At 67.6% G+C, this 26515-nt stretch carries 18 protein-coding genes and 1 pseudogene; 12 read left to right on the forward strand and 7 right to left on the reverse strand.

The genetic code is table 11. From position 1 onward, the window contains the following. Window positions 1-45 precede the first annotated feature (45 nt). The 4 genes from sdhA to EJP67_RS15900 form a co-directional block, all read right to left on the reverse strand. Window positions 46-1854 carry a succinate dehydrogenase flavoprotein subunit gene (sdhA, locus tag EJP67_RS15885; protein WP_126022678.1) on the reverse strand — a complete coding sequence of 603 codons (1809 nt, stop codon included), beginning with the start codon at window positions 1852-1854 and terminating at the stop codon, window positions 46-48. A 6-nt stretch (window positions 1855-1860) separates the two neighbouring features. Continuing rightward, entirely contained in the window at window positions 1861-2226 is a 366-nt protein-coding gene (gene sdhD, locus EJP67_RS15890; RefSeq protein WP_125947845.1) for a succinate dehydrogenase, hydrophobic membrane anchor protein, read from the reverse strand. 13 nt (window positions 2227-2239) lie between these two features. Further along, window positions 2240-2686 carry a succinate dehydrogenase, cytochrome b556 subunit gene (gene sdhC, locus EJP67_RS15895; protein ID WP_126022679.1) on the reverse strand — a complete coding sequence of 149 codons (447 nt, stop codon included), beginning with the start codon at window positions 2684-2686 and terminating at the stop codon, window positions 2240-2242. A 241-nt stretch (window positions 2687-2927) separates the two neighbouring features. Then, the gene (locus EJP67_RS15900) at window positions 2928-3686 is read right to left on the reverse strand and encodes a GntR family transcriptional regulator (RefSeq protein ID WP_126022680.1); all 759 of its coding nucleotides are present in this window, start codon (window positions 3684-3686) and stop codon (window positions 2928-2930) included. A 184-nt stretch (window positions 3687-3870) separates the two neighbouring features. On the opposite strand from EJP67_RS15900, the gene EJP67_RS15905 reads away from it, so the two are divergent. From EJP67_RS15905 to EJP67_RS15925, 5 genes are all read left to right on the forward strand, one after another. Beyond that, window positions 3871-4857: a malate dehydrogenase gene (locus EJP67_RS15905; RefSeq protein WP_126022681.1), complete on the forward strand. Its 987-nt coding sequence runs from the start codon at window positions 3871-3873 to the stop codon at window positions 4855-4857. 22 nt (window positions 4858-4879) lie between these two features. Next, a complete protein-coding gene (gene tam / locus EJP67_RS15910) occupies window positions 4880-5680 on the forward strand; it encodes a trans-aconitate 2-methyltransferase (RefSeq protein ID WP_126022682.1) in 801 nt (266 codons plus the stop codon). After that, entirely contained in the window at window positions 5677-6675 is a 999-nt protein-coding gene (locus EJP67_RS15915; protein WP_126022683.1) for an HpcH/HpaI aldolase/citrate lyase family protein, read from the forward strand. Before tam ends, EJP67_RS15915 begins: the two co-directional genes overlap by 4 nt. A gap of 38 nt (window positions 6676-6713) precedes the next feature. Beyond that, window positions 6714-7274 (forward strand): hypothetical protein, encoded by a 561-nt coding sequence (locus tag EJP67_RS15920; RefSeq protein ID WP_126022684.1) that lies wholly within the window; start codon window positions 6714-6716, stop codon window positions 7272-7274. 91 nt (window positions 7275-7365) lie between these two features. Continuing rightward, entirely contained in the window at window positions 7366-9957 is a 2592-nt protein-coding gene (locus EJP67_RS15925) for a bifunctional aconitate hydratase 2/2-methylisocitrate dehydratase (RefSeq protein WP_126022685.1), read from the forward strand. Window positions 9958-10037: 80 nt separating this feature from the next. Here the strand turns inward: EJP67_RS15925 and EJP67_RS15930 are convergent, their stop codons facing one another. Continuing rightward, window positions 10038-10898 (reverse strand): hypothetical protein, encoded by an 861-nt coding sequence (locus EJP67_RS15930; RefSeq protein WP_126022686.1) that lies wholly within the window; start codon window positions 10896-10898, stop codon window positions 10038-10040. A 42-nt stretch (window positions 10899-10940) separates the two neighbouring features. Beyond that, entirely contained in the window at window positions 10941-12077 is a 1137-nt protein-coding gene (locus EJP67_RS15935; protein ID WP_126022687.1) for a DUF2827 domain-containing protein, read from the reverse strand. Window positions 12078-12567: 490 nt separating this feature from the next. On the opposite strand from EJP67_RS15935, the pseudogene EJP67_RS34210 reads away from it, so the two are divergent. The 6 genes and pseudogenes from EJP67_RS34210 to EJP67_RS15960 form a co-directional block, all read left to right on the forward strand. After that, a pseudogene (locus EJP67_RS34210) lies at window positions 12568-12651 on the forward strand (ESPR domain-containing protein); the annotation flags it as partial. 15 nt (window positions 12652-12666) lie between these two features. After that, complete coding sequence (locus EJP67_RS15940) at window positions 12667-19770, forward strand: hemagglutinin (RefSeq protein WP_240650677.1); 7104 nt, start codon at window positions 12667-12669, stop codon at window positions 19768-19770. Between the two features lie 100 nt (window positions 19771-19870). Then, window positions 19871-21022, forward strand: a complete 1152-nt coding sequence (locus EJP67_RS15945; RefSeq protein ID WP_126022689.1) for a DUF2827 domain-containing protein — start codon at window positions 19871-19873, stop codon at window positions 21020-21022. Next, window positions 21019-22143 (forward strand): DUF2827 domain-containing protein, encoded by a 1125-nt coding sequence (locus EJP67_RS15950; RefSeq protein WP_126022690.1) that lies wholly within the window; start codon window positions 21019-21021, stop codon window positions 22141-22143. Before EJP67_RS15945 ends, EJP67_RS15950 begins: the two co-directional genes overlap by 4 nt. Before the next feature lie 8 nt (window positions 22144-22151). Continuing rightward, window positions 22152-22760, forward strand: coding sequence for a hypothetical protein (locus EJP67_RS15955; RefSeq protein WP_126022691.1), 609 nt, complete (start codon window positions 22152-22154; stop codon window positions 22758-22760). 121 nt (window positions 22761-22881) lie between these two features. Next, entirely contained in the window at window positions 22882-25146 is a 2265-nt protein-coding gene (locus EJP67_RS15960) for an acyl-CoA dehydrogenase (protein WP_126022692.1), read from the forward strand. Here EJP67_RS15960 and EJP67_RS15965 read toward each other — a convergent pair. Further along, on the reverse strand, window positions 25046-25897 hold the full coding sequence (locus tag EJP67_RS15965) for a helix-turn-helix domain-containing protein (RefSeq protein ID WP_126022693.1): 852 nt from the start codon (window positions 25895-25897) through the stop codon (window positions 25046-25048). The two genes, EJP67_RS15960 and EJP67_RS15965, sit on opposite strands and share 101 nt — an antisense overlap. A 143-nt stretch (window positions 25898-26040) precedes the next feature. Between EJP67_RS15965 and EJP67_RS15970 the strand changes: the two genes are divergently transcribed. Further along, window positions 26041-26475: a hypothetical protein gene (locus EJP67_RS15970; RefSeq protein WP_126022932.1), complete on the forward strand. Its 435-nt coding sequence runs from the start codon at window positions 26041-26043 to the stop codon at window positions 26473-26475. The last annotated feature ends 40 nt before the right edge of the window (window positions 26476-26515 follow it).

Below are 26515 nucleotides of genomic sequence, written 5' to 3' on the forward strand. Positions count from 1 at the left end.
GTGACCTTGTGAATGCTTTGTATGAGCTGACTGTGAGCCGCTCGCTTAGAACGTGCGGACCTTCGGCGGAACCGAGGCCACGGTGAGCGGCTGCAGCTTGACCGGCTTGTACGAGAGGCGGTTGTCGGCGCTGTACCAGAGCGTGTGCTTCATCCAGTTGGCGTCGTCGCGGCCCAGCGGTGCGACCGGATCGTCGGCCGGGCGCTCGTAGTCTTCCACGGTGTGGGCACCGCGGCATTCCTTGCGGGCAGCAGCCGAGACCATGGTGGCCTGCGCCACTTCGATCAGGTTGTCGACTTCCAGGGCTTCGATGCGGGCGGTGTTGAACACCTTCGACTTGTCCTTCAGGCCGATGGCCTTGACGCGCTCGCGCACGGCGGCGATCTTGACCACGCCTTCGTCCATCGAGGCCTGCTTGCGGAACACGGCGGCATGCTGCTGCATGACGGCGCGGATCTCGCCGGCCACGTCCTGCGCGTACTCGCCGCCGGTGGAGGCCTCGAGGCGGTTCAGGCGCTCCAGCGTGCGGTCGGCCGCGTCGTTGGGCAGGGGCTTGTGTTCCTTGAGCTTGTCGGCGAACTCGACGATGTGGTTGCCCGCGGCACGGCCGAACACCAGCAGGTCGAGCAGCGAGTTGGTGCCCAGGCGGTTGGCGCCGTGCACGCTCACGCAGGAGCATTCGCCGACGGCGTACAGGCCGTTCACCACGGCGCTGTTGTCCTCGCCCTTCTGCACCACGACCTGGCCGTGGATGTTGGTGGGGATGCCACCCATCTGGTAGTGGATGGTCGGCACGACGGGAATCGGTTCCTTCGTGATGTCGACGTTGGCGAAGTTGACGCCGATCTCGTACACCGAGGGCAGGCGCTTGTGGATGGTGTCCGCGCCAAGGTGATCGAGCTTGAGCAGCACGTAGTCCTTGTTGGGACCGCAGCCGCGGCCTTCCTTGATTTCCTGGTCCATCGAGCGCGAGACGAAGTCGCGCGGCGCCAGGTCCTTCAGCGTGGGCGCATAGCGCTCCATGAAGCGTTCGCCGTTGCTGTTCAGCAGGATCGCGCCTTCGCCTCGGCAGCCTTCGGTCAGCAGCACGCCCGCGCCGGCCACGCCGGTCGGGTGGAACTGCCAGAACTCCATGTCCTGCAGCGGGATGCCCGAGCGCGCGGCCATGCCGAGGCCGTCGCCGGTGTTGATGAAGGCGTTGGTCGAAGCCTGGAAGATGCGGCCCGCGCCGCCGGTGGCCAGCAGCACGGTCTTGGCCTGCAGGATGTGCAGGTCGCCGGTTTCCATTTCGAGCGCGGTCACGCCGACCACGTCGCCTTCCTCGTCACGGATGAGGTCGAGCGCCATCCATTCGACGAAGAACTGGGTGCGTGCCTCGACGTTCTTCTGGTAGAGCGTGTGCAGCATCGCGTGGCCGGTGCGGTCGGCCGCGGCGCAGGCGCGCTGCACGGGCTTCTCGCCGTAGTTGGCCGTGTGGCCGCCGAACGGACGCTGGTAGATGGTGCCGTCGGGGTTGCGGTCGAAGGGCATGCCGAAGTGCTCGAGCTCGTACACGACCTTCGGCGCCTCGCGGCACATGAACTCGATCGCGTCCTGGTCACCGAGCCAGTCGGAGCCCTTGATCGTGTCGTAGAAGTGGTAGTGCCAGTTGTCCTCGCTCATGTTGCCGAGCGACGCGCCCACGCCGCCTTGCGCGGCGACGGTGTGCGAGCGGGTCGGGAACACCTTGGAGAGCACGGCCACGTTGAGGCCGGCACGGGCGAGTTGCAGCGAGGCGCGCATGCCGGAGCCGCCGGCACCGACGATCACGACGTCGAACTTGCGCTTGGTGATTTTTTCTTTTGTGTAGGTCATGGTGGGTCAGATCTTCCAAAGCACTTGAATGGCCCAACCCGCACAACCGACAAGCCAGACGATGGTGAAAACTTGCAGCACGAGACGGATGGCGACGGGCTGGACGTAGTCCATCCACACGTCGCGCATGCCGACCCATACGTGGTAGAGCAGGGCGACGATCACGGAGAAGGTCAGGACCTTCATCCACTGCGCGGCGAAGATGCCGGCCCACAGGTCGTAGCCGATGGGGCCGCGGGTGAAGATCAGCTGCGCGAGCAGGATGATCGTGAAGAGCGCCATCAGGCAACCCGTGATGCGCTGGCTGAGCCAGTCGCGCAGACCGTAGTGGGCGCCGACGACGACGCGCTTGGAGCCGTAATTCACAGACATGGTTGGCTCCTTCTCAGTACAGGCCGAACAGCTTGGCGCCGAGCGCCAGCGTGAGAATGACGCTCGCGGCCAGCGTGAAGATGGCGGAGCTGTTGCCGAACTCCTTGTTCACCGCGGAGTGGCTCACGTCCATCCAGAGGTGGCGCAGGCCGGCGATGAAGTGGTGCAGGTAGGCCCAGATGAGCGCGAGCGCCACGAGCTTGAAGAACCACCCCGGAACGAAACCAAGGCCGCTGTTGAAGGCGGCCTTGAAGCGGGCGAACGAATAGTCGGAGGACAGCGAGGTGTCGAACATCCAGATGATGAACGGCATCAGCAGGAACATCAGCACGCCGCTGACGCGGTGCAGGATCGACACGATGCCGGCCGGCGGAAGCCGGTAGGTGGTCAGGTCGGTGAAGGCGTTGATGTTGCGGAATTCGCGACGCTTGGGCCGGGGAGGAGTTGCAAGCTCTGTCATTGGGGGATGGGCTTTCGTGGCTTTTGTGACTTGTTGGCTTGTTGCTTGTTCTGAGAGCGAACGCTTTTGTTTCTTATGGGAAGTGCAAACAACGCAAAATTCTATTGCAATGCACCATCGCGCTGCGGACGCATGCGAGTCACTGCACCGTTGCAGTCGGATGCTATTGACTTCGTAGCGCAATGCTCACGTTGCATGCGCGCGCTGGCGCACCTGTGTTCGGCGTTCATCTGCATCGCGGTCAGCCCAGCTGGTTCCTGTAATGGTGCGTGTCGGTGCGATAGAGGCCGCGGCGCAGCTCCATCGGCGTGTCATGGTAGGTGTGCGCCACGCGTTCCACGCTCAGCAGGGGCATCTGCGGCGGCACGTCGAGCAGCGCGGCCTGTTCGGCATCGGGCAGCACGGCGCGGATCTTTTCTTCCGCGCGCACCATGCGCACGCCGAACTCGGTTTCGAAGAGCGCGTACATCGGGCCGGGCCATGCGCGCAGCCGCTCGGCGGTGAGTCCCTTGAAGGGCGCGCCGGGCAGCCAGAGGTCTTCGAGGATGGTGGGAACGCCGCCGTAGGCAAGTACGCGGCGTACCTGCAGCACGGCGTCGGCGGTGCGCAGGCCGAGCGCGCGCGCCACGTCGGCCGATGCGCGCAGGCGCTTGCAGTCGACGATGGTGCGAACGGCCGGGCCCTCGGTGCTCGGGTCGCCCTCGTCGGGCACGAGCTTGAGGAAGCGGTATTGCACATGCTGCTCGGCATGCGTGGCGACGAAGGTGCCCTTGCCCTGGCGGCGCACCACGAGGTTCTCGGCCGAGAGCTCGTCGATGGCCTTGCGCACCGTGCCCTGGCTCACGCGGTAGCGCACCGCCAGGTCCATCTCGCTGGGGATGGGCTCGCCCGGTTTCCACTCGCCCGCCTGCAGGCTCTGCAGGATCAGGGTCTTGATCTGCTGGTAGAGCGGACTGAAGGACGGCGTCGCGGGCTCGTCGAATGGGGTGGGCGTGTTCATGGCAGCGGTGGGGTGCGCCTTGGCGGACCCCGAGAGGATATCTTATATAAGACATAAGACGGGGCTCATCGAATCGGCTTAAAATGCTGCCGGTCTCGCGCTGCGGGAAGGTATTTCATCCCGCAGAACCCCTGGCGCCCCACGAGAGCGCCGACACCGTTTCATTACCTTCTGGAGTCTTCCCATGAGCAAAAAGCCCGTCCGCGTTGCCGTCACCGGTGCCGCCGGTCAAATCGGTTACGCCCTGCTGTTCCGTATCGCCTCCGGTGAAATGCTCGGCAAAGACCAGCCGGTCATCCTGCAACTGCTCGAGATCCCCGACGAGAAGGCCCAGAAGGCGCTCAAGGGCGTGATCATGGAGCTCGAAGACTGCGCCTTCCCGCTGCTGGCCGGCGTGATTCCCACCGGCGACCCGCTGGTGGCCTTCAAGGACGCCGACTACGCCCTGCTGGTCGGTGCCCGTCCCCGCGGCCCCGGCATGGAGCGCGCCGACCTGCTGGCTGCCAACGCCCAGATCTTCACGGCACAGGGCAAGGCGCTCGACCAGGTCGCCAGCCGCGACGTCAAGGTGCTCGTGGTCGGCAACCCCGCCAACACCAACGCCTACATCGCCATGAAGAGCGCGCCCAGCCTGCCGCGCGAGAACTTCACCGCCATGCTGCGCCTGGACCACAACCGCGCCGCCAGCCAGATCGCCGCCAAGACCGGCACCGCAGTGGGCGACATCGAGAAGCTCACCGTCTGGGGCAACCACTCGCCCACGATGTACGCCGACTACCGCTTCGCCACCGTCGGCGGCAAGGGCGTCAAGGACCTGATCAACGACCAGGTCTGGAATGCCGACACCTTCCTGCCCACGGTGGGCAAGCGCGGCGCCGCCATCATCGAGGCCCGCGGCCTGTCGTCGGCAGCATCGGCCGCCAACGCAGCCATCGACCACATGCGCGACTGGGCCCTGGGCTCCAACGGCAAGTGGGTCACCATGGGCGTGCCCTCCAACGGCGAATACGGCATTCCGAAGGACGTGATCTTCGGCTTCCCGGTCACCACCGAGAACGGCAAGTACAAGATCGTCGAAGGCCTGGAGATCGACGCATTCAGCCAGGAACGCATCAACAAGACGCTGAAGGAACTGCAGGACGAGCAGGCCGGCGTCGCCCACCTGCTGTAAGCAAGCCAGTCCTCCGACCAGCATGCTCGACTGGAACCCCGCGCTCTACCGCCGCTACGAGGACGAGCGCACCCGTCCCGCGCAGGAACTCCTCGCGCGGGTGCCGCTGACCGAGGCGGCACGCGTGGTCGACCTCGGCTGCGGCCCGGGCAACTCCACCGAGCTGCTGGTCAACCGGTTCCCGAAGGCGCAAGTCCTCGGGACCGACAACTCCGAAGCCATGCTGGTCAGCGCGCGCGAGCGGCTGCCGCAGGCGCGCTTCGAGCTGAGCGACATCGCGACCTGGGCGCCGCGATCGAAAGAAGAAGCGCCCGATCTCATCTATGCCAACGCGTCGCTGCAGTGGGTGCCCGATCACGAGAAGCTGATCCCGCGCCTGTTCGACGCGCTGGCGCCGGGTGGCGTGCTCGCCATCCAGATGCCCGACAACCGCCAGGAGCCCACGCACCGCCTGATGCGCGCGCTCGCGGCCGAGGCGCCGTGGGCCGAACCCATCGGCGACGCCGACAGGCTCCGCACGCTGCTGCTCGACCTGCGCGGCTACTACGACCTGCTGGCGCCGCTCGCGCCGCACGTCGATGTGTGGCACACCATCTACCAGCACCGCATGGCCGATGCGGCCTCCATCGTCGAATGGGTGCGCGGCACCGGCCTGAAACCCTTCGTCGACCGCCTGCCGCCCGACCTGCAGGCGAGCTACCTTGCCGAATACCAGCGGCGCGTGGACGAGGCGTACCCGGTGCGCACCGACGGCAAGCGCCTGCTGGCCTTTCCGCGCATGTTCATCGTCGCGCAGAAGAACGGGAAGAGTGACAAGGCATGACGAAGACGGCCCACCCCGCTGACGTGCTGCTCGGCGCACAGGCCGGCGCGGTGGCGCTGCCCGTGTGTGACCACTACAGCGGCGTCGAGGCCCGCATGAAGAAGAGCCTCGCGCTCCAGGCCGAGATGGCCGAGGAGTTCGGCGCCTGCGTATTCGACGTCACCCTCGACTGCGAAGACGGCGCTCCCGTGGGCGGCGAGGCCGATCACGCAGCGCTCGTCACCGAGCTCGCGCTGGCCGCGAAGCCCGGCATGCGCGTTGGCGTGCGCGTGCATCCGGTAGACCACCCGGCCTTCGCGGGCGACGTGGTCACCATCGCCGGACGCGCCGGCTCGCGCCTGAGCCACCTGATGGTGCCCAAGGTCGAATCGGTGGCCGATGTGCATCAGGCTGTGGCTGCCCTCGACGCGGCGGATGCCGGCGAGCTGCCGCTGCACGTGCTGATCGAATCGCCGCTGGCGGTGCACAACGCCTTCGAGATTGCCGCGCATCCGCGCGTGCAGTCGCTGAGCTTCGGGCTCATGGATTTCGTCTCGGCGCATGCCGGCGCCATCCCGGCCGACGGCATGGGCGCGGCAGGACAGTTCAGCCACCCGCTGGTGGTGCGCGCCAAGCTGGCCATCGCCTCGGCCGCGCACGCCTACGGCAAGGTGCCGTCGCACTGCGTGGTCACCGAGTTCAACGACGCCGGCGCCATGCGTACGGCGGCCCGCAGGGCAGCCACGGAATTCGGCTACACGCGCATGTGGAGCATCCATCCGAACCAGATCCGGCCCATCCTCGAAGCCTTCGCGCCGGACGAGTCGCAGATTCAAATTGCCACAAAAATCCTTGTAAAGGCGGCCGCCGCGGATTGGGCTCCGACACAAATTGATGGCACATTGCACGACCGCGCGAGCTACCGCCATTTCTGGCAGGTACTGACGCGTGCCCACGCAACAGGGCGCGCGTTGCCCTCCGAGGCGAAAGCCTGGTTTGCATTCGCGGCCTCCTGAAACGAAACCTTCGAACCCAGCCTCAAGGAAACCCACACATGAAGAAAATTGCCCTGATCGCCGCTGTCGCCCTGGCACTGCCGCTCGCGGCCGTGGCACAGAGCACGACGCCTGCCAAGCCTGCGGCCAAGGCCGAGACGGCGAAGAAGAAGGCGCCCCCGAAGCGCCAGGTCACCCGCAAGGCGGCCAAGGCGGTGGAAGAAGTCACGCCGATCAGCGATGACACCAACATCGTCCTCAGCGACGCCGATCTCGAAGTCGCCAAGCGCGTGTCGCTCGGCAAGGCCCAGTGCGAACTCGGCGCCGACGTGACCGTCACGGCCGACGAGAAGAAGCCCGGCTTCTTCACCGTCAGCACCAAGGGCCAGAAGTACCGCATGCACCCGGTCGAAAGCCGCACCGGCGCCATCCGCCTCGAAGACCCGCGCGCCGGCGCCATGTGGCTCCAGCTCGGCAACAAGTCGATGCTGATGAACCAGAAGGCCGGCCTGCGCATCGCCGACGAATGCCAGACCGAAGCCCAGATCGCGTTTGCCGCAGAAATGAAGAAGAACCCGCCCAAGGCCCTGTTCGACGGCGCCGACGGCGAGAAGAAGTAAGCGTCCCTACCCGGTGGGGTGCGGCGCGGCTCTTGCTTGACCGCCGGAGCCGCCCCGCATGCCCGCCAGCCCAGTTTCCGGAGAAAAGAAGATGTTGCAAGCCTACGTTGACCATGTTGCCGAACGCGCCGCGCTCGGTATCCCGCCGCTGCCCCTGAGCGCGAAGCAGACCTCTGAAGCGATCGAGCTCCTCAAGAGCGCGAATGCCAAGGACGGCGCCTTCCTGCTGGACCTGCTCACCCACCGCGTGCCTGCCGGCGTCGACGACGCCGCCAAGGTCAAGGCGAGCTACCTCGCGGCCGTGGCCCACGGCACCGAGAAGAGCGAGTTCATTTCGCGCGCCCGCGCCACCGAACTGCTCGGCACCATGCTCGGCGGCTACAACATCAGCCCCCTGATCGACCTGCTCGACGACGCCGAAGTCGGCGCCGTGGCGGCCGAAGGCCTCAAGAAGACCCTGCTGATGTTCGACCAGTTCCACGACGTCAAGGAAAAGGCCGACAAGGGCAATGCCCACGCCAAGGGCGTGCTGCAGAGCTGGGCCGATGCCGAGTGGTTCACCAGCCGTCCCGAAGTGCCGCAGAGCCTGACCATCACGGTCTTCAAGGTTCCCGGCGAAACCAACACCGACGACCTCTCGCCCGCGCCCGACGCCACCACACGTCCCGACATCCCGATGCACGCGCTGGCCATGCTGAAGAACAAGCGTGAAGGCACCGCGTTCCAGCCCGAGGAAGACGGCAAGCGCGGCCCGGTCAAGTTCATCGAGTCGCTCAAGGACAAGGGCCACCAGGTCGCCTACGTCGGCGACGTGGTCGGCACCGGCTCCAGCCGCAAGTCGGCCACCAACTCGGTGCTGTGGTTCACGGGCGAAGACATCCCCTTCATTCCCAACAAGCGCTTCGGCGGCGTGTGCCTGGGCACGAAGATCGCCCCGATCTTCTACAACACCATGGAAGACGCCGGCGCGCTGCCCATCGAGCTCGACGTGAGCCAGATGGACACCGGCGACGTCGTCGAGCTGCGCCCCTACGAAGGCAAGGCGCTGAAGGACGGCAAGGTCATCGCCGAATTCAAGGTCAAGAGCGACGTGCTGTTCGACGAAGTGCGCGCCGGCGGCCGCATTCCGCTGATCATCGGCCGCGGCCTGACGGCCAAGGCGCGCGAGGCCCTGGGCCTGCCCGCATCGACGCTGTTCCGCCTGCCGCAAAGCCCGGTCGACACCAAGAAGGGCTTCTCGCTGGCGCAGAAGATGGTCGGCCGCGCCTGCGGCCTGCCTGAAGGCCAGGGCGTGCGCCCCGGCACGTACTGCGAACCCAAGATGACCTCGGTCGGCTCGCAGGACACCACCGGCCCGATGACGCGCGACGAGCTGAAGGACCTGGCCTGCCTGGGCTTCTCGGCCGACCTCGTGATGCAGTCGTTCTGCCACACCGCCGCCTATCCGAAGAAGGTGGACGTGAAGATGCACCACGAGCTGCCCGACTTCATCAGCACCCGCGGCGGCGTTTCGCTGCGCCCGGGCGACGGCGTGATCCACTCGTGGCTCAACCGCCTGCTGACGCCCGACACCGTGGGCACCGGCGGCGACAGCCACACCCGCTTCCCCATCGGCATCAGCTTCCCGGCCGGCTCGGGCCTCGTGGCCTTCGCCGCCGCCACCGGCGTGATGCCGCTGGACATGCCCGAATCGGTGCTCGTGCGCTTCAAGGGCAAGATGCAGCCCGGCGTCACGCTGCGCGACCTGGTCAACGCGATTCCGCTGTACGCCATCAAGTCCGGCCTGCTGACGGTCGAGAAGAAGGGCAAGAAGAACATCTTCTCGGGCCGCATCCTCGAGATCGAGGGCCTGCCCGACCTGAAGGTGGAACAGGCCTTCGAGCTGAGCGACGCTTCGGCCGAACGCTCGGCTGCCGGCTGCACGGTGCACCTGAACAAGGAACCGATCATCGAGTACATCAACAGCAACATCACGCTGATGAAGTGGATGATCGCCGAGGGCTATGCCGACGCCCGCACGCTGCAGCGCCGCATCGCCGCGCAGGAAGCCTGGCTGAAGGACCCGCAGCTGCTCAAGGGCGACGACGATGCCGAATATGCGGCCGTCATCGAGATCGACCTGGCCGACATCCACGAGCCGATCGTGGCCTGCCCGAACGACCCCGACGATGTGAAGACGCTGTCGGACGTGGCCGGCGCGAAGATCGACGAGGTGTTCATCGGCTCGTGCATGACCAACATCGGCCACTTCCGCGCAGCGTCGAAGCTGCTGGAAGGCAAGCGCGACATCCCGGTCAAGCTGTGGATCGCGCCGCCGACCAAGATGGACGCCCAGCAGCTCACCGAGGAGGGCCACTACGGCGTGTTCGGTAATGCCGGCGCCCGCACCGAAATGCCCGGCTGCTCGCTGTGCATGGGCAACCAGGCACAGGTGCGCGAAGGCGCCACCGTCATGTCGACCAGCACCCGCAACTTCCCGAACCGCCTGGGCAAGAACACCAACGTGTACCTGGGCTCGGCGGAACTGGCCTCCATCTGCTCGAAGCTCGGCCGCATCCCGACGCGCGAGGAGTACATGGCCGATATCGGCGTGATCAACAGCAACGGCGACAAGATCTACCAGTACCTGAACTTCGACAAGATCGAGGACTACAAGGGCGTGGCGGATACGGTTGCGGCCTGATCGGGCTCTCCCGGGGTGATCTGCGGATCGCCCGATGAAACGAGCCCCGCAAGCCTCGCTTCTGCGGGGCTTTTTCTTTTTCAGGGCGAAGGCTGGTTGGGCTGCAGGTACTCCTGCCCCGTGAGCACCATCGCCGCGCCGGCCGGGCCGCCGACCGCATGGGGCAGGGCGTTCAGCAGCGAGTTCGCGAAGTCGCCGCGGTACAGCTTGGCGCCCTGGTGGGAGAGGTTGGAGTTGGCGTCGATATAGATCGACTCGCCCAGCCCCGTCCAGAGGCGGCAGAAGCCGTAGTCCTCCGACAGGTAGCGCCGCGTCTGCGGATCGACCATGACGTCGAAGAAGCGGTAGTGCAGGCCCAGGTCGGCCTCGCCGATGCTGTCGGGCACGTAGCGCAGCTCGGGGTAGCTCGCCATCAGCCGCTCGAACACCCGGCGCCTGATCACCATGAAGCCGGTCGGCGCCTCGGTCATCTTCATGAAGCCGTCGGGCTGCACCTCCAGTTCGACCCGCGAGGTCGTCGCGGATGCCTGGGCGTTGACCGTGTAGCGGGTGAAGGTGGACTCGAACTGCTGCTGCGTCGTGCCAGCGGCCACGCCGCCTTCGGGCCAGTTCTCCCGCTTCAGCGGGTAGACCCCCGCCGCGACGTCGTAGCCCGACAGCAGCAGGCGGAAGGCCGCCTGCGCCGAGAAGCCGATGTCGGCGTCGACCCAGAAAAGGTGCGTCCACTGCGGATTGGCCAGGAACTGGGCTACGCAGTTGTTCCGCGCGCGCGTCACCAGGCTCTCGCCCTGGTGCGTGAACACCTGCAGCCGCATGCCGGCACGCTCGGCCTGCACGGCGAAGTTCAGCATCGAGTTGACGTAGTTCAGGAAGACCTTGCCGTCGTGGCTTGGCGTCACGATCACTGGGAAGAACTGCCGGAGTTCGGATGGGTCGAGCATGTCGGTTCCGTTCGCTTGTCGTTGGCCGGGTGACTGCCGGGCTTATCGGGCCGCGCGCCGCATCAGGCCGAGCAGCAGGGTGTCGTAGACCTCGGTGGCCGCGGCGTTGCCGGGAAGGTAGCGGCCGATCAGGCTGCGCTGGCGCTCGCGGTACGCGCCGGCCTGCGCGTCGTGCGTGTCGATGGCCTCGACCACGCGGGTGCTGGCGCCGGACACGTCGTTGCCCTGGTAGTAGTAGCCCAGGTCCGCGCACAGGTGGGCGTTGTGCACCAGCGGGTAGCCCTGCCAGCAGGTCTCCAGGTAGAAGTAGTTCAGCGGGTTCTCCCACTGGTGCGAGACCACGATGTCGGTGTTCTGCGCGAGGAACACGGGCGTTTCGTGCCGGCCCAGGAAGACCGCCTTGTGCTGGCGCACCAGGTCGAGCTGGTTCATCAGCGTGATGAACTCCATGTTCTCCTTCGCCAGCCGCTCGGCGTTGGTGACCTGCAGCAGCGCGATGGCCTCGGGCCGCGCCCGGTAGGCCAGCTCGGCGATCAGCACCGGGTAGAGGCAGAACTTCACAACGTTGATGTTCGGCTCCATCACGCTCAACCGGCGCGGGCCGGCCTTCGGCTGGTAGACGCCGGCATCGGGCAGGCCGCGCGTGCGCTCGTCCAGGAACACCGGACTCCACACGAAGGGCACCGGGCGCGCATCGGCCCGGCGCAGCACCTCGAAGTACGGCTGGCTGATGTTGGCCACCTGCGGAACCATCCAGATGTCGTCGTAGCGCTGGTTGACGAACAGGGTCTGTCCCCAGAGCGGCTTGCTGAACAGCATTGCCTCCATGGCGTGCACGTACTCGAAGCCGCAGCAGTACGACACCAGTCGCGCGCCGCGCTGCTTGAGGTAGTCGGTCTGCGCCGCGTCGATCTGGCCTCCGAGCTCGATCAGCACGTCCACGCTGTCCTTGGCCGCCTCGAAGGTCACGGTGGGCCAGCGTGCCTGGTCCCAGGGCAGGGCCTGGGTGATCGGGACGGCCGTGGTGTTAACGAGCACCACCGAGGCCACGGTCGGGCAGTGCTTCAGCGCCTCCGCCAGGAACACGGCGTTCTGCTTGATCCCGTTGTTCCACAGCGTTTCGGCCTCGTGATGGAGGCCGATGGTGATTCCGATGCGCAGCCTTGGGGCGAGAGACATTTGAATTGTTTCTTAAATGTTAATTGCCGGAGGTGGGCTCATTTGCGTGAAAAAAGTCACGAGGCTTGCTATTGGGCCGTGATCAATTTCACGATTTTAATTTCACGGCAGACCTTTGCATTCAAAGAAATCGAAAAGCGAACCACTGTGCGGCATCGCGGTGAACGCCTGGAAAAGGCCGTCAGATGGGAGGTGTTCGATGCAAATGAATGGAGTTGGAGGCCTGCATGACTTCAATTGGAACCCTGTTTCAACGTTCGACGATCGCTTCTGGCATGCAAGGCAGGACGCTTTTTTAAATTTTTGTGAACTAAATCATCAGAGTCGATTTTGAAGAATGCTGCGGTGCATCGGAAATGTAAACAACTCCGTACATTCCACCATTCTTGTAATTGAGGTGCCGTATTGGGCGCCTCCGCGATGGAGCCTGAGGCAGGAAGCATCGCATTTCCGCTATCCGAATCCGTCCACACCGCGAGCCGAAAGTCACATGAACAAGTCTTACAGAAGCATATGGAATGAATCCCTTGGTGCCTGGGTGGCGGCATCGGAGATCACCTCGGCGCGCGGCAAGCGAAGCGGTTCCAGCGTGACCGCCACGGTCGCGGCAATCGGTCTGGCGATCGCCTCCATGGCCTTTGGCCCGCATGCGGGGGCCTCGGTGCTCGGACCGTCGGGCACCTGCGTGACCGGCGGCGGCACCGGTCCTGATGGCACGACCGCGTACGGGGCCACGGTGGCGCCCGTCGATGGCTCGGGCGTGTGGTCGGCGGTCGCCGGCTGCTCCTCGAACGGGGGCAACTTCCTGGGCGTCACCACGATCGGCTCGTTCACCACCGCCCAGGGCGCGGGCGCCACGGCCATCGGCATGGCGGCGGTGGCGAACAAGCTCGCCACCGCGCTGGGCCACCAGGCCCAGGCCACCGGCATCACGAGCCTGGCCGCCGGCTTCAATGCACGCAGCGCCGGCGACAACAGCACCGCCCTCGGTTCCGCCGCCAATGCGATCGGCACCAGCAGCGTGGCCGTCGGCAACGCTGCCAGTGCGCAGGGCGTCAACGGCATCGCCATTGGACTGAACGCCAATGCCGCCAGTGTCGGTTCCAGCAACCTGGCGATCGGCTGGGGCGCCAATGCGAGCGGCACCGCGGCCGCCCTGGGCGACTCGACCGCGATCGGCACGGGCGCCAAGGCCACGGGGCAGGATTCGACCGCCGTCGGCGGACAGACCTCGGCCACCGCCACGAACACGCTGGCCATCGGCAACAACGGCACCAGCGCCACCGCGCAGGGCGCGACCGCGTTCGGCGTGGGCGCCAAGGCCTCCGGCCAGAACTCGCTCGCAGCCGGCAACGGAACCACGGCATCGAGCACCGGTTCCATCGCCATCGGCAGCAATGCCAGCGGCGTCGCCAATTCCGCGGCGACCGACGGCATCGCCATCGGTGGCCAGTCCAACGTGGCGGCGGCTGCGACTTCGGGTATCGCGGTCGGCCGCGGCGCCGTGGTGAACAGCGCTTCCGGCATCGCGCAGGGCGATGGCGCCAACGTTGCCGCGAGCTCCAATGGCGGTGTCGCCGTCGGCGCCAGTTCCAAGGTTTCCGGAACGAACACCGTTGCGATCGCCAGCGGTGCCAACGCCAGCGGCGCCAGCGCGACGGCCATCGGCAACAACGCCAACGCAGCTGCCGCGAGCGCGGTCGCGGTCGGCTCCAGCGCGGCGGGCTTGGGCAACAGCTCCGTCGCGGTCGGCAACACCGCCCTGGCCAGGGCCGACGGCTCCATCGCCATCGGCAAGAACGCCGCCATCGGCTCCAACACCGACGTCAACTCGGTGGCCATCGGCACCAACGCCAACAGCTGGGGCGGCAGCATCGCGCTGGGCACCGGCGCATCCGCCGACCAGTTCGGCGTCTCGGCCCAGAACGCGGGCATCGCCATCGGCGGCAACGCCGCGACGGACGACCGCTCGACCCGCAGCATCGCGATCGGCAACGGCGCATCGGTCAAGCCGCCGAACACGACCTCGGTGGTCGATGCGACGCTCGCCCTCGGCGTCAACGCACTCGGCTCAGGCTCGAACGCAGTGGCCATCGGCACGGCCACCGCAGCCAGCGGCGCGGGCTCGACCGCCATCGGCGGCAACGCCACCGGCGGCGCAGCCGCGGCGGCCGCCGACTCCATCGCCATCGGCGGCCAGTCTTCGGTCGTTTCGACCGCCACTTCGGGCATCGCCCTCGGCCGCGGCGCCGTGGTGAACGGCGCCTTCGGCATCGCTCAGGGCGATGGCGTGACCAGCGGCGCCACGGGCCAGAACGTGGCGATCGGCTCCAGCGGCACCACCGCCAACAGCGGCTCGGCCACGGGGGGCGCAGTCGCCATCGGGCGCGGCCAGAAGGCCACGGGCAATGGCGCCGTGGCCATCGGCGATCCCAACACCGCCAACGGCACCGGCGCCGTGGTGTTGGGTGCCGACAGCACCGCCGCAGGCGACGCCGCCGGCACGACCGCCGCGAACGGCGCGGTCGCCATCGGCAACGCCAACAACGCGATCGGCCAGGGCGCCGTCGCAATGGGCAACAACACCAACGCGATCGGCGCAGGCACGGTCGCCCTCGGCGACAGCTCGCGCGCAACGGCCCTGGGCGCCGTCGCGCTCGGCAGCAGCGCAAGCGCCGTCCAGGACTCGACGGCCATCGGCCGGAATGCCAACGCTTCCGCCGTGGCATCCGTCGCGATCGGCGTGAACGGCTTCGCGGCGCAACAGTCCGTCGCGCTCGGCAACAACACCACCGCAACCGGCCAGTCGGCCGTGGCGCTGGGCGATACGGCCAACGCATCGGCCCAGCAAGCCCTGGCGATCGGTGCCGGTGCGCTCGCGTCGAACACGCGCACGGTGGCCATCGGCACGCTGGCCAATGCGGCTGGCGCCAATGCCGTGGCCATCGGCTACAAGGCCATCGCGCAGTACGCCAACGCCGTGGCCATCGGCAACGGCAGCGTGACGGGCGCGGCCGCCCCGACCGGCGCCGCCTACATGACCGGGCAGACGGCCAACGGCGGCGAAGTCTCGTTCGGCGGCGGCACGGCCGCGACCAACCGCCGCATCACCAACCTGGCCGACGGCGCCGCGCCCACCGACGCCGTGACCGTCGCGCAGCTGAGCACCACCGCATCGAGCCTTTCCACCGGCCTGAGCACCACCAACAGCAGCCTGGCCAGCCTCTCGACCTCGACCTCGACCGGCCTGAGCACCACGAACAGCTCCGTTGCAAGCCTGTCGACCTCGACCTCCACGGGCATCGTCAGCCTCTCGACCGGCCTGAGCACGACCAACAGCACCGTCAGCAGCCTGTCGACCTCGACTTCCACGGGGCTCAGCACCGCGACCAGCCGGATCAACAGCCTGTCGACCTCCACCTCGACGGGGCTGAGCACCGCCACCAGCAGCATCGGCAGCCTGTCCACCTCGACTTCCACCGGCATCAGCAGCCTGTCGACCGGTCTCAGCACGACCAACAGCGCCGTCAGCAGCCTGTCGACCGGCCTGAGTAACTCGGCGAGCAGCATCGGCAGCCTCTCGACGGCCCTGAGCAGCACCAACAGCTCGGTTGCGAGCCTGTCGACCTCGACTTCCACGGGCCTGAGCACTGCGACAAGCAGCATCGGCAGCCTGTCCACGTCGGCTTCGACTGGCATCAGCAGCCTGTCGACTTCGACTTCGACGGGCCTGAGCACCACCAACAGCTCGGTCGCCAGCTTGTCGACCTCGACGTCGACCGGCCTGAGCACCACGAACAGCTCCATTACGAGCCTCTCGACCTCGACTTCCACCGGTCTGAGCACGGCCACTAGCAGCATCAGCAGCCTGTCGACCTCGACGTCGACCGGCCTGAGCACCACGAACAGCTCCGTTACGAGCCTCTCGACCTCGACCTCCACCGGTCTGAGCACCACGAACAGCTCCATTACGAGCCTCTCGACCTCGACCTCCACCGGTCTGAGCACTGTGACGAGCAGCATCGGCAGCCTGTCCACGTCGGCTTCGACTGGCATCAGCAGCCTGTCGACTTCGACTTCGACGGGCCTGAGCACCACCAACAGCTCGGTCGCCAGCCTGTCCACCTCAGCGTCGACCGGAATCAGCAGCCTGTCGACCTCGACCTCTACGGGCCTGAGCACGGCGACGAGCAGCATCGGCAGCCTGTCCACATCGGCGTCGACCAGCATCAGCAGCCTGTCGACCTCGACCTCGACCGGCCTCAGCACGGCGACGAGCAGCATCAACAGCCTGTCCACCTCGGCGTCGACCGGCATCAGCAGCCTGTCGACTTCCACGTCGACTGGCCTGAGCACCACGAACAGCTCCATCGCAAGCCTGTCGACCTCGACCTCCACGGGCCTGAGCACCGCCACCAGCGGCATCGGCAGCCTGTCGACCGGCCTGAGCACGACCAACAGCAACCTGAGCACCCTGAGTTCTTCGGTCAGCTCGATCTACAACACCGGCACGAAGTACTTCCACGCCAACAGCACTGGCGCGGACAGCCAGGCCATCGGCGCGAACAGCGTGGCCATCGGCCAGAACGCCATCGCCAACGGCGACAACAGCGTGGCGCTGGGCGCGAACTCCACGGCCAGCCGCAGCGCCGCGGCGATGACGAACTACGACGCCTTCGGCCTGACCAGCAAGCAGAACGCGTCGGGCGAACTGAACGTCGGCAACCGCGTGATCACCGGCGTGGCCCCGGGCAGCGCGGACACGGATGCCGTCAACGTCTCCCAGGTGAAGACCGTCACGGCTTCGCTCTCGAGCGGCCTGAGCACGGCGACGAGCAGCATCGACAGCCTGTCGACCTCCACCTCGACCGGCCTGAGCACCACGAACAGCTCTGTTGCAAGTCTGTCGACTTCGACTTCGACCGGCCTGAGCACTGCAACCAGCAGCATCAACAGCCTGTCCACGTCGACTTCCACCGGCATCAGCAGCTTGTCGACTTCCACTTCGACCGGTCTGAGCACCGCAACCAGCAGCATCAACAGCCTGTCCACGTCGACTTCGACCGGCATCAGCAGCCTGTCGACCTCCACGTCGACCGGCCTGAGCACTGCGACCAGCAGTATCGACAGCCTCTCGACTTCGACCTCGACCGGCTTGAGCACTGCAACCAGCGGCATCAGCAGCCTGTCGACCGGCCTGAGCACGACCAACAGCACTGTCGGCAGCCTCTCGACGTCCACGTCGACGGGGCTGAGCACCGCCACAAGCAGCATCGATAGCCTCTCGACTTCCACGTCGACTGGCCTGAGCACTGCGACGAGCAGCATCAGCAGCCTGTCGACGTCCACTTCTACCGGTCTGAGCACCGCGACGAGCAGCATCAGCAGCCTGTCGACCTCGACTTCAACCGGCCTGAGCACTGCCACGAGCAGCATCGACAGTCTCTCGACTTCCACGTCGACTGGCCTGAGCACGGCGACGAGCAGCATCAGCAGCCTGTCGACATCCACGTCGACCGGTCTGAGCACTGCCACCAGCAGCATCGACAGCCTCTCGACCTCCACGTCGACCGGCCTCAGCACCGCGACGAGCAGCATCGACAGCCTGTCCACCTCGACCTCGACGGGCCTGAGCACCGCCACGAGCGGCATCAACAGCCTGTCGACCGGCCTGAGCACGACGAACAGCACCGTCAGCAGCCTCTCGACCTCGACGTCGACAGGTCTGAGCACTGCAACGAGCAGCATCAACAGCCTGTCGACTTCGACCTCGACCGGCCTCAGCACTGCAACGAGCAGCATCGACAGCCTCTCGACTTCCACGTCGACTGGCCTGAGCACTGCCACCAGCAGCATCAACAGCCTGTCGACCTCGACTTCGACGGGCCTGAGCACTGCGACCAGCAGCATCAGCAGCCTGTCGACCTCCACCTCGACCGGTCTGAGCACCGCGACGAGCAGCATCGACAGTCTGTCGACCTCGACTTCGACCGGCCTGAGCACTGCGACCAGCAGCATCAACAGCCTGTCCACCTCGACCTCGACGGGTCTGAGCACTGCCACCAGCAGCATCAACAGCCTGTCGACCTCGACTTCGACCGGCCTGAGCACTGCGACCAGCAGCATCGACAGCCTGTCCACCTCGACCTCGACCGGCCTGAGCACCGCCACGAGCAGCATCAACAGCCTGTCGACCGGCCTGAGCACGACCAACAGCACGGTCAACAGCCTGTCCACGTCGACGTCGACCGGCCTGAGCACCGCCACCAGCAGCATCAGCAGCCTGTCGACAGGCCTGAGCACGACCAACAGCACCGTCGACAGCCTGTCCACCAGCCTGTCCTCGGCCGGCAGCGGCCTGGCGAGCCTGTCCACGTCGACGTCGACCGGCCTGAGCACCGCGACGAGCAGCATCGACAGCCTGTCGACCTCGACCTCCACGGGCCTGAGCACCGCTACCAGCAGCATCAGCAGCCTGTCGACCTCCACGTCGAGCGGCCTGAGCACGGCCACGAGCAGCATCAACAGCCTCTCGACCTCGACCTCGTCGGGCCTGAGCACGGCGTTCAGCGGCATCGGCAGCCTGTCGACGGGCCTGAGCACGACGAACGTCAACCTCAACAGCCTGAGCACCTCGGTCAACAACATCTACAACACCGGCACCAAGTACTTCCACGCCAACTCGACGGCGGGCGACTCGGTGGCCAGCGGGCAGGAGGCGGTGGCGATCGGCCCTCAGTCGGTGGCCAGCGGCGCCAACTCCTTCGCGGCCGGCAACGGTGCGAAGGCGACGGCCGACGGCGCGGTGGCGGTGGGCTTCGGCGCACAGGCCACGGGTGCCAACGCGATCGCCATCGGCACGGGCGCCCTGGCCACGGGCTCGCAGGCCATCGGTGCCAACGCCCGTGCGGGCGGCGGCGGCGTGGCGCTGGGCGACAACGCGGATGCGGGCGGCACGCCGCTGAGCCAGGCGCAGAACGTCTCCAAGGGCACGGCCATCGGCTTCGGCGCGATCGTCCAGCAAAGCGGCGGCGTGGCGCTGGGCTCCGGCTCGGTAGCTTCCACCGCGGCGGGCGTGGCCGGCTACGTGCCGGGCGGCGCGACGGCGCAGCAGGAGGCCGCGATCAAGGCGACCACCAGCACGCAGGCAGCGGTGTCTGTGGGCGACGCGGCCAACGGCCAGTACCGCCAGATCACCGGCGTGGCGGCGGGCACGGCCGACAGCGATGCGACCAACGTAGCGCAGTTGAAGGCGGCCTCGGCGGCGTCGAAGGCCAGCAGCGTTCAGTACGCGACCAACCCGGACGGCTCGGTCAACTACAACCAGATCACGCTGGGCAACGGCCAGGCGCCGGGCGGCACGCGCATCAGCAACGTGGCGGCGGGCATCCTGCCGGGCGACGCGGTCAACGTGCAGCAGCTCAACCAGGTGCAGGGCCAGGTCGGCGACGTGGCGCGCATCGCCTACTCGGGAACGGCCATGGCGTTCGCGATGTCGGGCACCTACCTGCCGACGCTCTATCCGGGCGAGAAGACGGTGGGCGTGGGCCTGGGCAGCTACAAGGGCTACAGCGCGGTGGCGCTGACCTTCAAGGCACTGTCGGACGACGGCAAGATGTCGTGGGGCGCGGGCCTGACGACCACGGGCAAGGAGTGGGGCATCAATGCCGGCATCGGCTGGAAGTGGAAATAAGGGAAATAAGCCACTGAAAGGCCGCCGAACCGGCCCTCGAACGGGCGGCTCCCTCGCTTCACGGCGTGGGAGCCGTTCTTTCTGGTACACACTCCGCCTCATGCGCATAGGTATTTCAGTCCTTACCCATGCGGGGCAGAACATCTGGGAGAACGGAATGGGGCAGAACGTCCTGTTCCTGGCCCGGCTGCTGCAACGCATCGACTTCGTCGAATCCGTGACCCTCGTCGACGCGGGCGACCAGCAGGCCATGCCGCCCCAGGTCGACATGGCCGCCATGGGCCTGAACTTCGGCCGGGCCCGCGAACTCACCGACGCGCTGGACGTGGTCATCGAGATGGCCGGCGCGCTCGACGTGCAGTGGCTCTCCTATTTCCGCGCATGCGGCGGCCGCGTGGTGTTCCATTGCGTGGGCCAGCCTTTCGCGGCGCTGGCCGAGCCCATCGTCTTCACCGACAAGGGCTACTTCAGCAAGCCCGATCGCTGCGACGAGGTGTGGCTGCTGCCCAAGGACGAAGTGTTCGCGCCCATGATGCGTACCATCCACCGCTGTCCGGTGCACGAGGTGCCTTACCTCTGGTCGCCGCAGTTCCTGGCCCAGCGCGTCGCAGAGGTCGAGGCCGCGGGCTATCCCTTCGGCTACAGGCCGCGCACCGCCGAACAGCCGGGCTTCCGCGTGGCTATCTTCGAGCCCAACATCTCGGTGGTGAAGACCTGCAGCGTGCCCATGCTCATCTGCGACGGCGCCTACCGCGCCGACCCGTCGGCCGTGACTTCGATGCAGGTGCTCAACACCCTGCACCTGAAGGACCACCCGACCATGCTGTACCTGGCGAACTCGCTGGACATCGTGCGCCAGCACAAGGCGACCTTCCACGGCCGCAACGACTTCGCGGGCTTCATGGTGCAGTTCGCCGACGCGGTGGTCTCGCACCAGTGGCAGAACGACCAGAACTACGGCTATCTCGACGCGCTCTACGGCAACTACCCGCTGGTGCACAACTCGCCCTGGCTGCGCGACGCGGGCTACTACTACCCCGACTTCGACATCGCCGCCGGTGCCGCGCAGCTGCGCGAGGCCGTGCGCTCGCACGACCTGCAGCTCGACGACTACCGCGCCCGCGCGCAGCGCGTGTTCCAGTCGGTCGACCCGCTCAGCCCCGCGAACATCGAGGGCTACGCGCAGCGCCTGCTGCACCTCGTGGGCGGCAATGCCGCGTTCCGCGCCGATGCAGCGAGGGCCGCCGCATGATGCCGGCGAAGCTCAAGGTCGGCGTCTCCATCTTCATCCGCAAGGGCGAGCAGAGCCTGTGGGAGAACGGCGTCTACCAGAACTGTTTGTTTCTCGTGATGCTGCTGCTGCGCTCGCCGCGCGTGGAAAGCGCGGTGCTGGTGGCCGGCGGCGGCGACGGCGGCCCGGCGGACGCCACCAACTTCCTCGCCGACTCGCCCGTGCCCGTCATCGACATGGCCACGGCGGGGCAGCAGCTCGACGTCATGTTCGAGATGAGCGCCCAGCTCGCCGTGCCGTGGTCGGTGGCGTTCCGCGAGCGCGGCGGCAAGATCGTCTCGATGCGCGTGGGCAACGACTACGTGATCGACATCGAGCGCATGATCTTCGACAAGCCGCACGGCCTGCTGATCTCGGGCGCGCCCTACGACGAGGTCTGGACGATCCCCGAGTACGAGGTGTCGTGCAAGCCGTATTTCGAGAGCACCTTCCGCGCGCCGGTACGGCTCATGCCGCACCTGTGGAGCCCGATGGTGCTGGAGCGCGCCATGGCCCGCGCGCCGCAGGGCGCTCCCTTCGCCTACGAGCCCGGCCGCGGCCGCTGGCGCGTGGCCATCTTCGAGCCCAACATCTGCATGGTGAAGACCAGCTTCATCCCGATGCTCGGCTGCGAGGCCGCGCACCGCGCGCAGCCCAGGCTCATCGAGAAGATGTGGGTCTACAACAGCTTCCACCTGAAGGACAAGGCGCTCTTCATCGGCTTCGCGCAGAGCCTGGACATCGTGCAGCACGGCCTGGCCACCTTCGAGGGGCGCTTTCCGATGTTCCAGGTGATGCCCGGCAAGATCGACGCGGTGTTCGCGCACCACTGGGAGAACGCGCAGAACTATCTCTACTACGAGGCGCTGTACGGCGGCTATCCGCTGATCCACAACTCGCACCTCATCGGCGACTGCGGCTACCGCTATCACGACTTCGACTGCGAGGAGGGTGGCCTCGCGCTGCGGCGCGCCTTCGCCGAACACGACGCCGACCTGCCGGCCTACCGCGAGCGCGCGCGCCGCTTCATCGCCACCCTCGACCCCGAGGGCGAGGAGAACGTGCGCGTCTACACCGCCGCCATCGAAAACCTTTACGCATGAGGACCGGGATGAAGCCGACCCAACGATTCCCCCGTCTGCCGCTGGCGGCCCTCGCATGGGCCTTCGCCGGCAGCGCGCTCGCCCAGGGCGTTCTGGCGCCGCCAGCCCCGCCGCAGGACACGCTCACGCGCGCCGCGACCAGCGTGGGCGTCAAGCGCTGCCTGCCGGCGATCACACGGCTTGCCACGCTCACCGTGCAGGGCAGCCGCAGCCATGACGTGCTGCTCGACTGGGACCGCAAGCGCCCCGACGGCGGGCCGATCTTCTCGCTCATCGGCATGGAGTTTCCGAACGCGGGCGTGGCCGCGTCGATCACCGCGATTCCCGACGACAGCGGCGCCTGCACCGTGTCGGCCGAGCGCATCTCGGTGGCGCCCTTCACCTGCGCGAGCGTCGGCCAGCAGGAACTGGGCAACTACAAGATGACCCGGCTGCTGCCCAACTACGCGGTCTACACCGACGAGAAGGAGCCGACCTCGTCGGTCTCGCTGATCGATTCGCCGCCGGGTTGCCTGATCATCCGGCGCTACGTGGAATACGGCTGGCGCGACCCGGCGGCTGCACCGGCGGCGGCTCCCGCCGGTGCCGGCGCGACCCAGCCACCGAAGAAGCGCTAGGCGACAGGCGCCCGTCTCCGACAACCGGGGACGTCCTTGACCGGCCCCGCGAGCCGGCCGCAAGCCCGAAGAATGGTGACGATCCGCACGCGAATCCGCGGCGGCAGGAAGGAGACGCACCATGCCACTGGCTTCATTGATCGGCCGATGGGCCATGCAGCCTTTCTCGAAGGCGCTGCCGCCGCTGGGCGACACCGAGCGCGCCGCGCTGGAGGCCGGCACTGTCGGCTTCGAGGGGCGACTCTTCGCGGGCCGGCCCGACTTCGACGCACTCGCGGCCATGGGCCCGAACCGGCTCACCGAGCGCGAGCAGGCCTTTCTCGACAACGAAGTGCGCGAGCTGTGCCGCATGCTCGACGACCATGCCATCGACCAGGCGCGCGACCTGCCGCCGGAGGTGTGGCGCTACCTGCGCGAGAAGCGCTTCTTCGGAATGATCATTCCCGAGGAGTTCGGCGGCCTCGGCTTCGGCCACCATGCGCACGCCACGGTGGTTGCGCGCATCGCCACCGTCAACGTGGCCACCGCCGTCACGGTGATGGTGCCCAATTCGCTGGGCCCGGCCGAGCTGCTGCTGCGCTACGGCACCGACACGCAGAAGGCCCACTACCTGCCGCGCCTGGCGGACGGCCGCGAGCTGCCGTGCTTCGGGCTGACCTCGCCCTACGCGGGCTCGGATGCGGCCTCGATTCCCGATCGCGGCGTGCTGGTGGAGCGCGAGATCGGCGGGCGCATGCGGCGCGGCTTCCTGGTCGATTTCGACAAGCGCTACATCACGCTCGCACCGGTCGCCACCGTGGTCGGGCTGGCCTTCCACGCCATCGACGAGAGCAGGCCGGAAGGCGAGCGCGAGCTGGGCATTACCTGCGCGCTCATTCCCGTGCCGCAGGCCGGCATGGAGATCGGGCGGCGCCACCGGCCGATGGACAGCGCCTTCATGAATGGCCCGATCCACGGCCGCCAGGTGTTCGTGCCGATGGACTGGATCATCGGCGGCGAGCAGCAGGTCGGCCAGGGCTGGCGCATGCTGATGGAATGCCTTGCGGCGGGCCGCGCGATATCGCTGCCCGCGCTGGGCTCGGCGATGCAGCAGACCGCGCTGTACGTGGCCAACGGCTACGGCCGGATCCGCGAGCAGTTCGGCATGCCGGTGGGCAGGTTCCATGCTGTCGCGGGGCTGGTCGCGCAGATGTCGGCCGAGCTGTATGCGAGCGACGCGGCGCGCCGTTTCACGGCCGCCGCGCTCGACAAAGGCGAGCGGCCCAGCGTGGCGAGCGCCATCCTCAAGGTGCAGCTGACGGAAGCGGGCCGGCGCGCGGTGAACCATGGCATGGACATCCTCGGCGGCAAGGGCATCATCTCGGGCCCCTCCAACCTGCTGGGCGTGGCCTACCGGCAGGCGCCGATCGCGATCACGGTGGAGGGCGCCAACATCCTCACGCGCGCGCTGATCGTGTTCGGGCAGGGCGCGGTGCGGTGCCATCCGCACGTGCTCGACGAAATGGCCGCCGTGCAGGCGAAGGACGAGACCGCGCTCGGCAAGGCGCTGATGGCGCACGGCCGGCACGTGGCGGTGAACCTGTGGCGCAGCCTGTTCGGCGCGCCGGTGCTCGGCTCGCCGCCGGACGAACTGGTGCATGAAGCACGGCTCATCGCGCGCATGAGCGCCAAGTACGCGCTCACGGCCGATCTCGCGATGGGCATGCTCGGCGGCAAGCTCAAGCGCATGGAGCTGCTCTCGGCGCGCCTGGGCGACGTGCTCGCGCATCTCTATCTGGCGAGCGCCTGCGTGTGGCGCCACGGCGTCGAGCGGGCGCCGGAAATGCTGCCTTTCGCGAAAGCGGCGATCCGGCTGCAGATCGACGAGGCCGGCGGCATCCTGCGCGATCTCTACGCGAACCTTCCGGCGCCGGGGCGGCGCGTGATCGGTTCGCTGGTACTGCGCCGCACCGCGCACCTGGCGCCGCTGCGCGACCTGCAGTTGCTCGAACTGGCCGACCTGCTGCGCAAGGACCCGCGCCTCGTCGGGCGGCTGGCGCCCGACCTGAGCGAGCCAGCCGCGGGCGGCCTGCTCGACCTGATGCATGCGATGGAGCTGGGCGCGAAGCTTGGCGACGGCACGGCCGCGCTCAACAAGGTGCTGCGCCGCACGAACTCGCTTGAAGAGGCTGCGCGCTCGGCGCCCGACCCCGAGCTGGCGCTGGCCTATCTGAAGGCGGCCGACAAGGTCATCCAGGTCGACGACTTCGAAGGCCCGCCGCGCGATGCGCAGGGCAGGGCGGACCTCAGCCCGCCTGCTGCTGTTGCGCCGCCAGTGCGGTCAGAGCAGCCGCCGTCTGCTCGTCCGCCGGAAAGAACGACTCCACCGCGAGTTCCTGCAGCGTGACGTCCACCGGCGTGCCGAAGATCGTGATGGTGCTGATGAAGCTCAGCACGCCGCCGGGCATCACCACCTGGAAGGGCACGGCCACCGCCGACAGCGCGGTGTCGATGACGGGCGCGTCGTGGCTTACCGCGGGCGCCGGATAGGCTTCGAGTTCGTCGTGCAATGACTGCAGCACCGCGTCGCCCGTGGCGGCGATCTGCTGCTGCAGGCGCTCCAGCAGATGCACGCGCCACTGCGCGAGGTTGGCGATGCGCGGCGCCACGCCCTCGGGGTGCAGGCTCAGGCGCAACACGTTGATCGGCGGCTTCAGCAGTTCGGGCGAGGCGCCTTCCATCAGCAGCGGTACCAGCGCGTTGTGCGCGACCAGGTTCCAGTGGCGGTCCACGGCCAGCGCCGGAAAGGGCTCGTGGCCCTTCAGCACCAGGTCGACGGCGCGGCGCGCGGCGGCCATCGCGGGGTCGTCGAGCGAGCGCTGCCTGTACATCGGCGCGAAGCCGGCGGCCACCAGCAGCGCATTGCGCTCGCGCAGCGGAACCTCGAGCCGCTCGGCCAGCCGCAGCACCATCTCGCGGCTGGGCGCGGCGCGGCCGGTTTCGACGTAGCTCAGGTGCCGGGTAGAGACCTCGGCCTCCTGCGCCAGGTCGAGCTGGCTGAGCCGGCGATGGGTGCGCCAGTGCCGCAGGTGCGCGCCGAACGGGTCGCGCGCGCCGGGCTGGCCGGCCTTGGACGTGTGGGAGCGGGTGGTGTTCATGGACCCGCATTCTGGCGTGGCGATGGCGCGGCGCCATGACCTCCCAGGTCATCGACCCGATGCAGCGGAGCCGGAATCATCGACCCCAACGCGGCAGGACTGGCTTGCGGCGTAACCACCCAAGGAGCGATTCCATGTCCGCCATGTCCATCTTCGCATCCCCCCGCTTCCTGCCCAACGTGATGTGGGCCGACGCCGCCTCCTGCGCCGCCACCGGCGCGCTGCAGGTCGCCTTCACCGGCGCGCTCGCCGGGCTGACCGGGCTGCCGGCGCCGCTGCTCATGGGCACCGGCGTGTTCCTTCTGGCCTACGCGGCCATGGCGGCCTTCATGGCCAGCCGCAGCACGCCGCCGCGCACGCTGATCGGCCTTGTCGTCGTCGGCAATTTCGGCTGGGCCGTGGCCTGCATCTCGCTGCTGGTGAGCGGCATCTTCCCGGTCACCGCCGTGGGCGTGGCCTGGGTGCTGGCGCAGGCCGTGTGCGTGATCGTGCTGGCCGAGCTGCAGTGGACCGGGCTGCGCCGCAGCCGTGGCAACGCAGGCTCCGCCGCGAGCCTGACGCCGGCCGGCCGCTGGTGAGCCGGCGCATGCCCGCGGCGCCTCTGTTTCCCGCGCTTTT

The sequence above is a fragment of the Variovorax guangxiensis genome (assembly GCF_003952165.1).
Lineage (GTDB): Bacteria > Pseudomonadota > Gammaproteobacteria > Burkholderiales > Burkholderiaceae_C > Variovorax > Variovorax guangxiensis.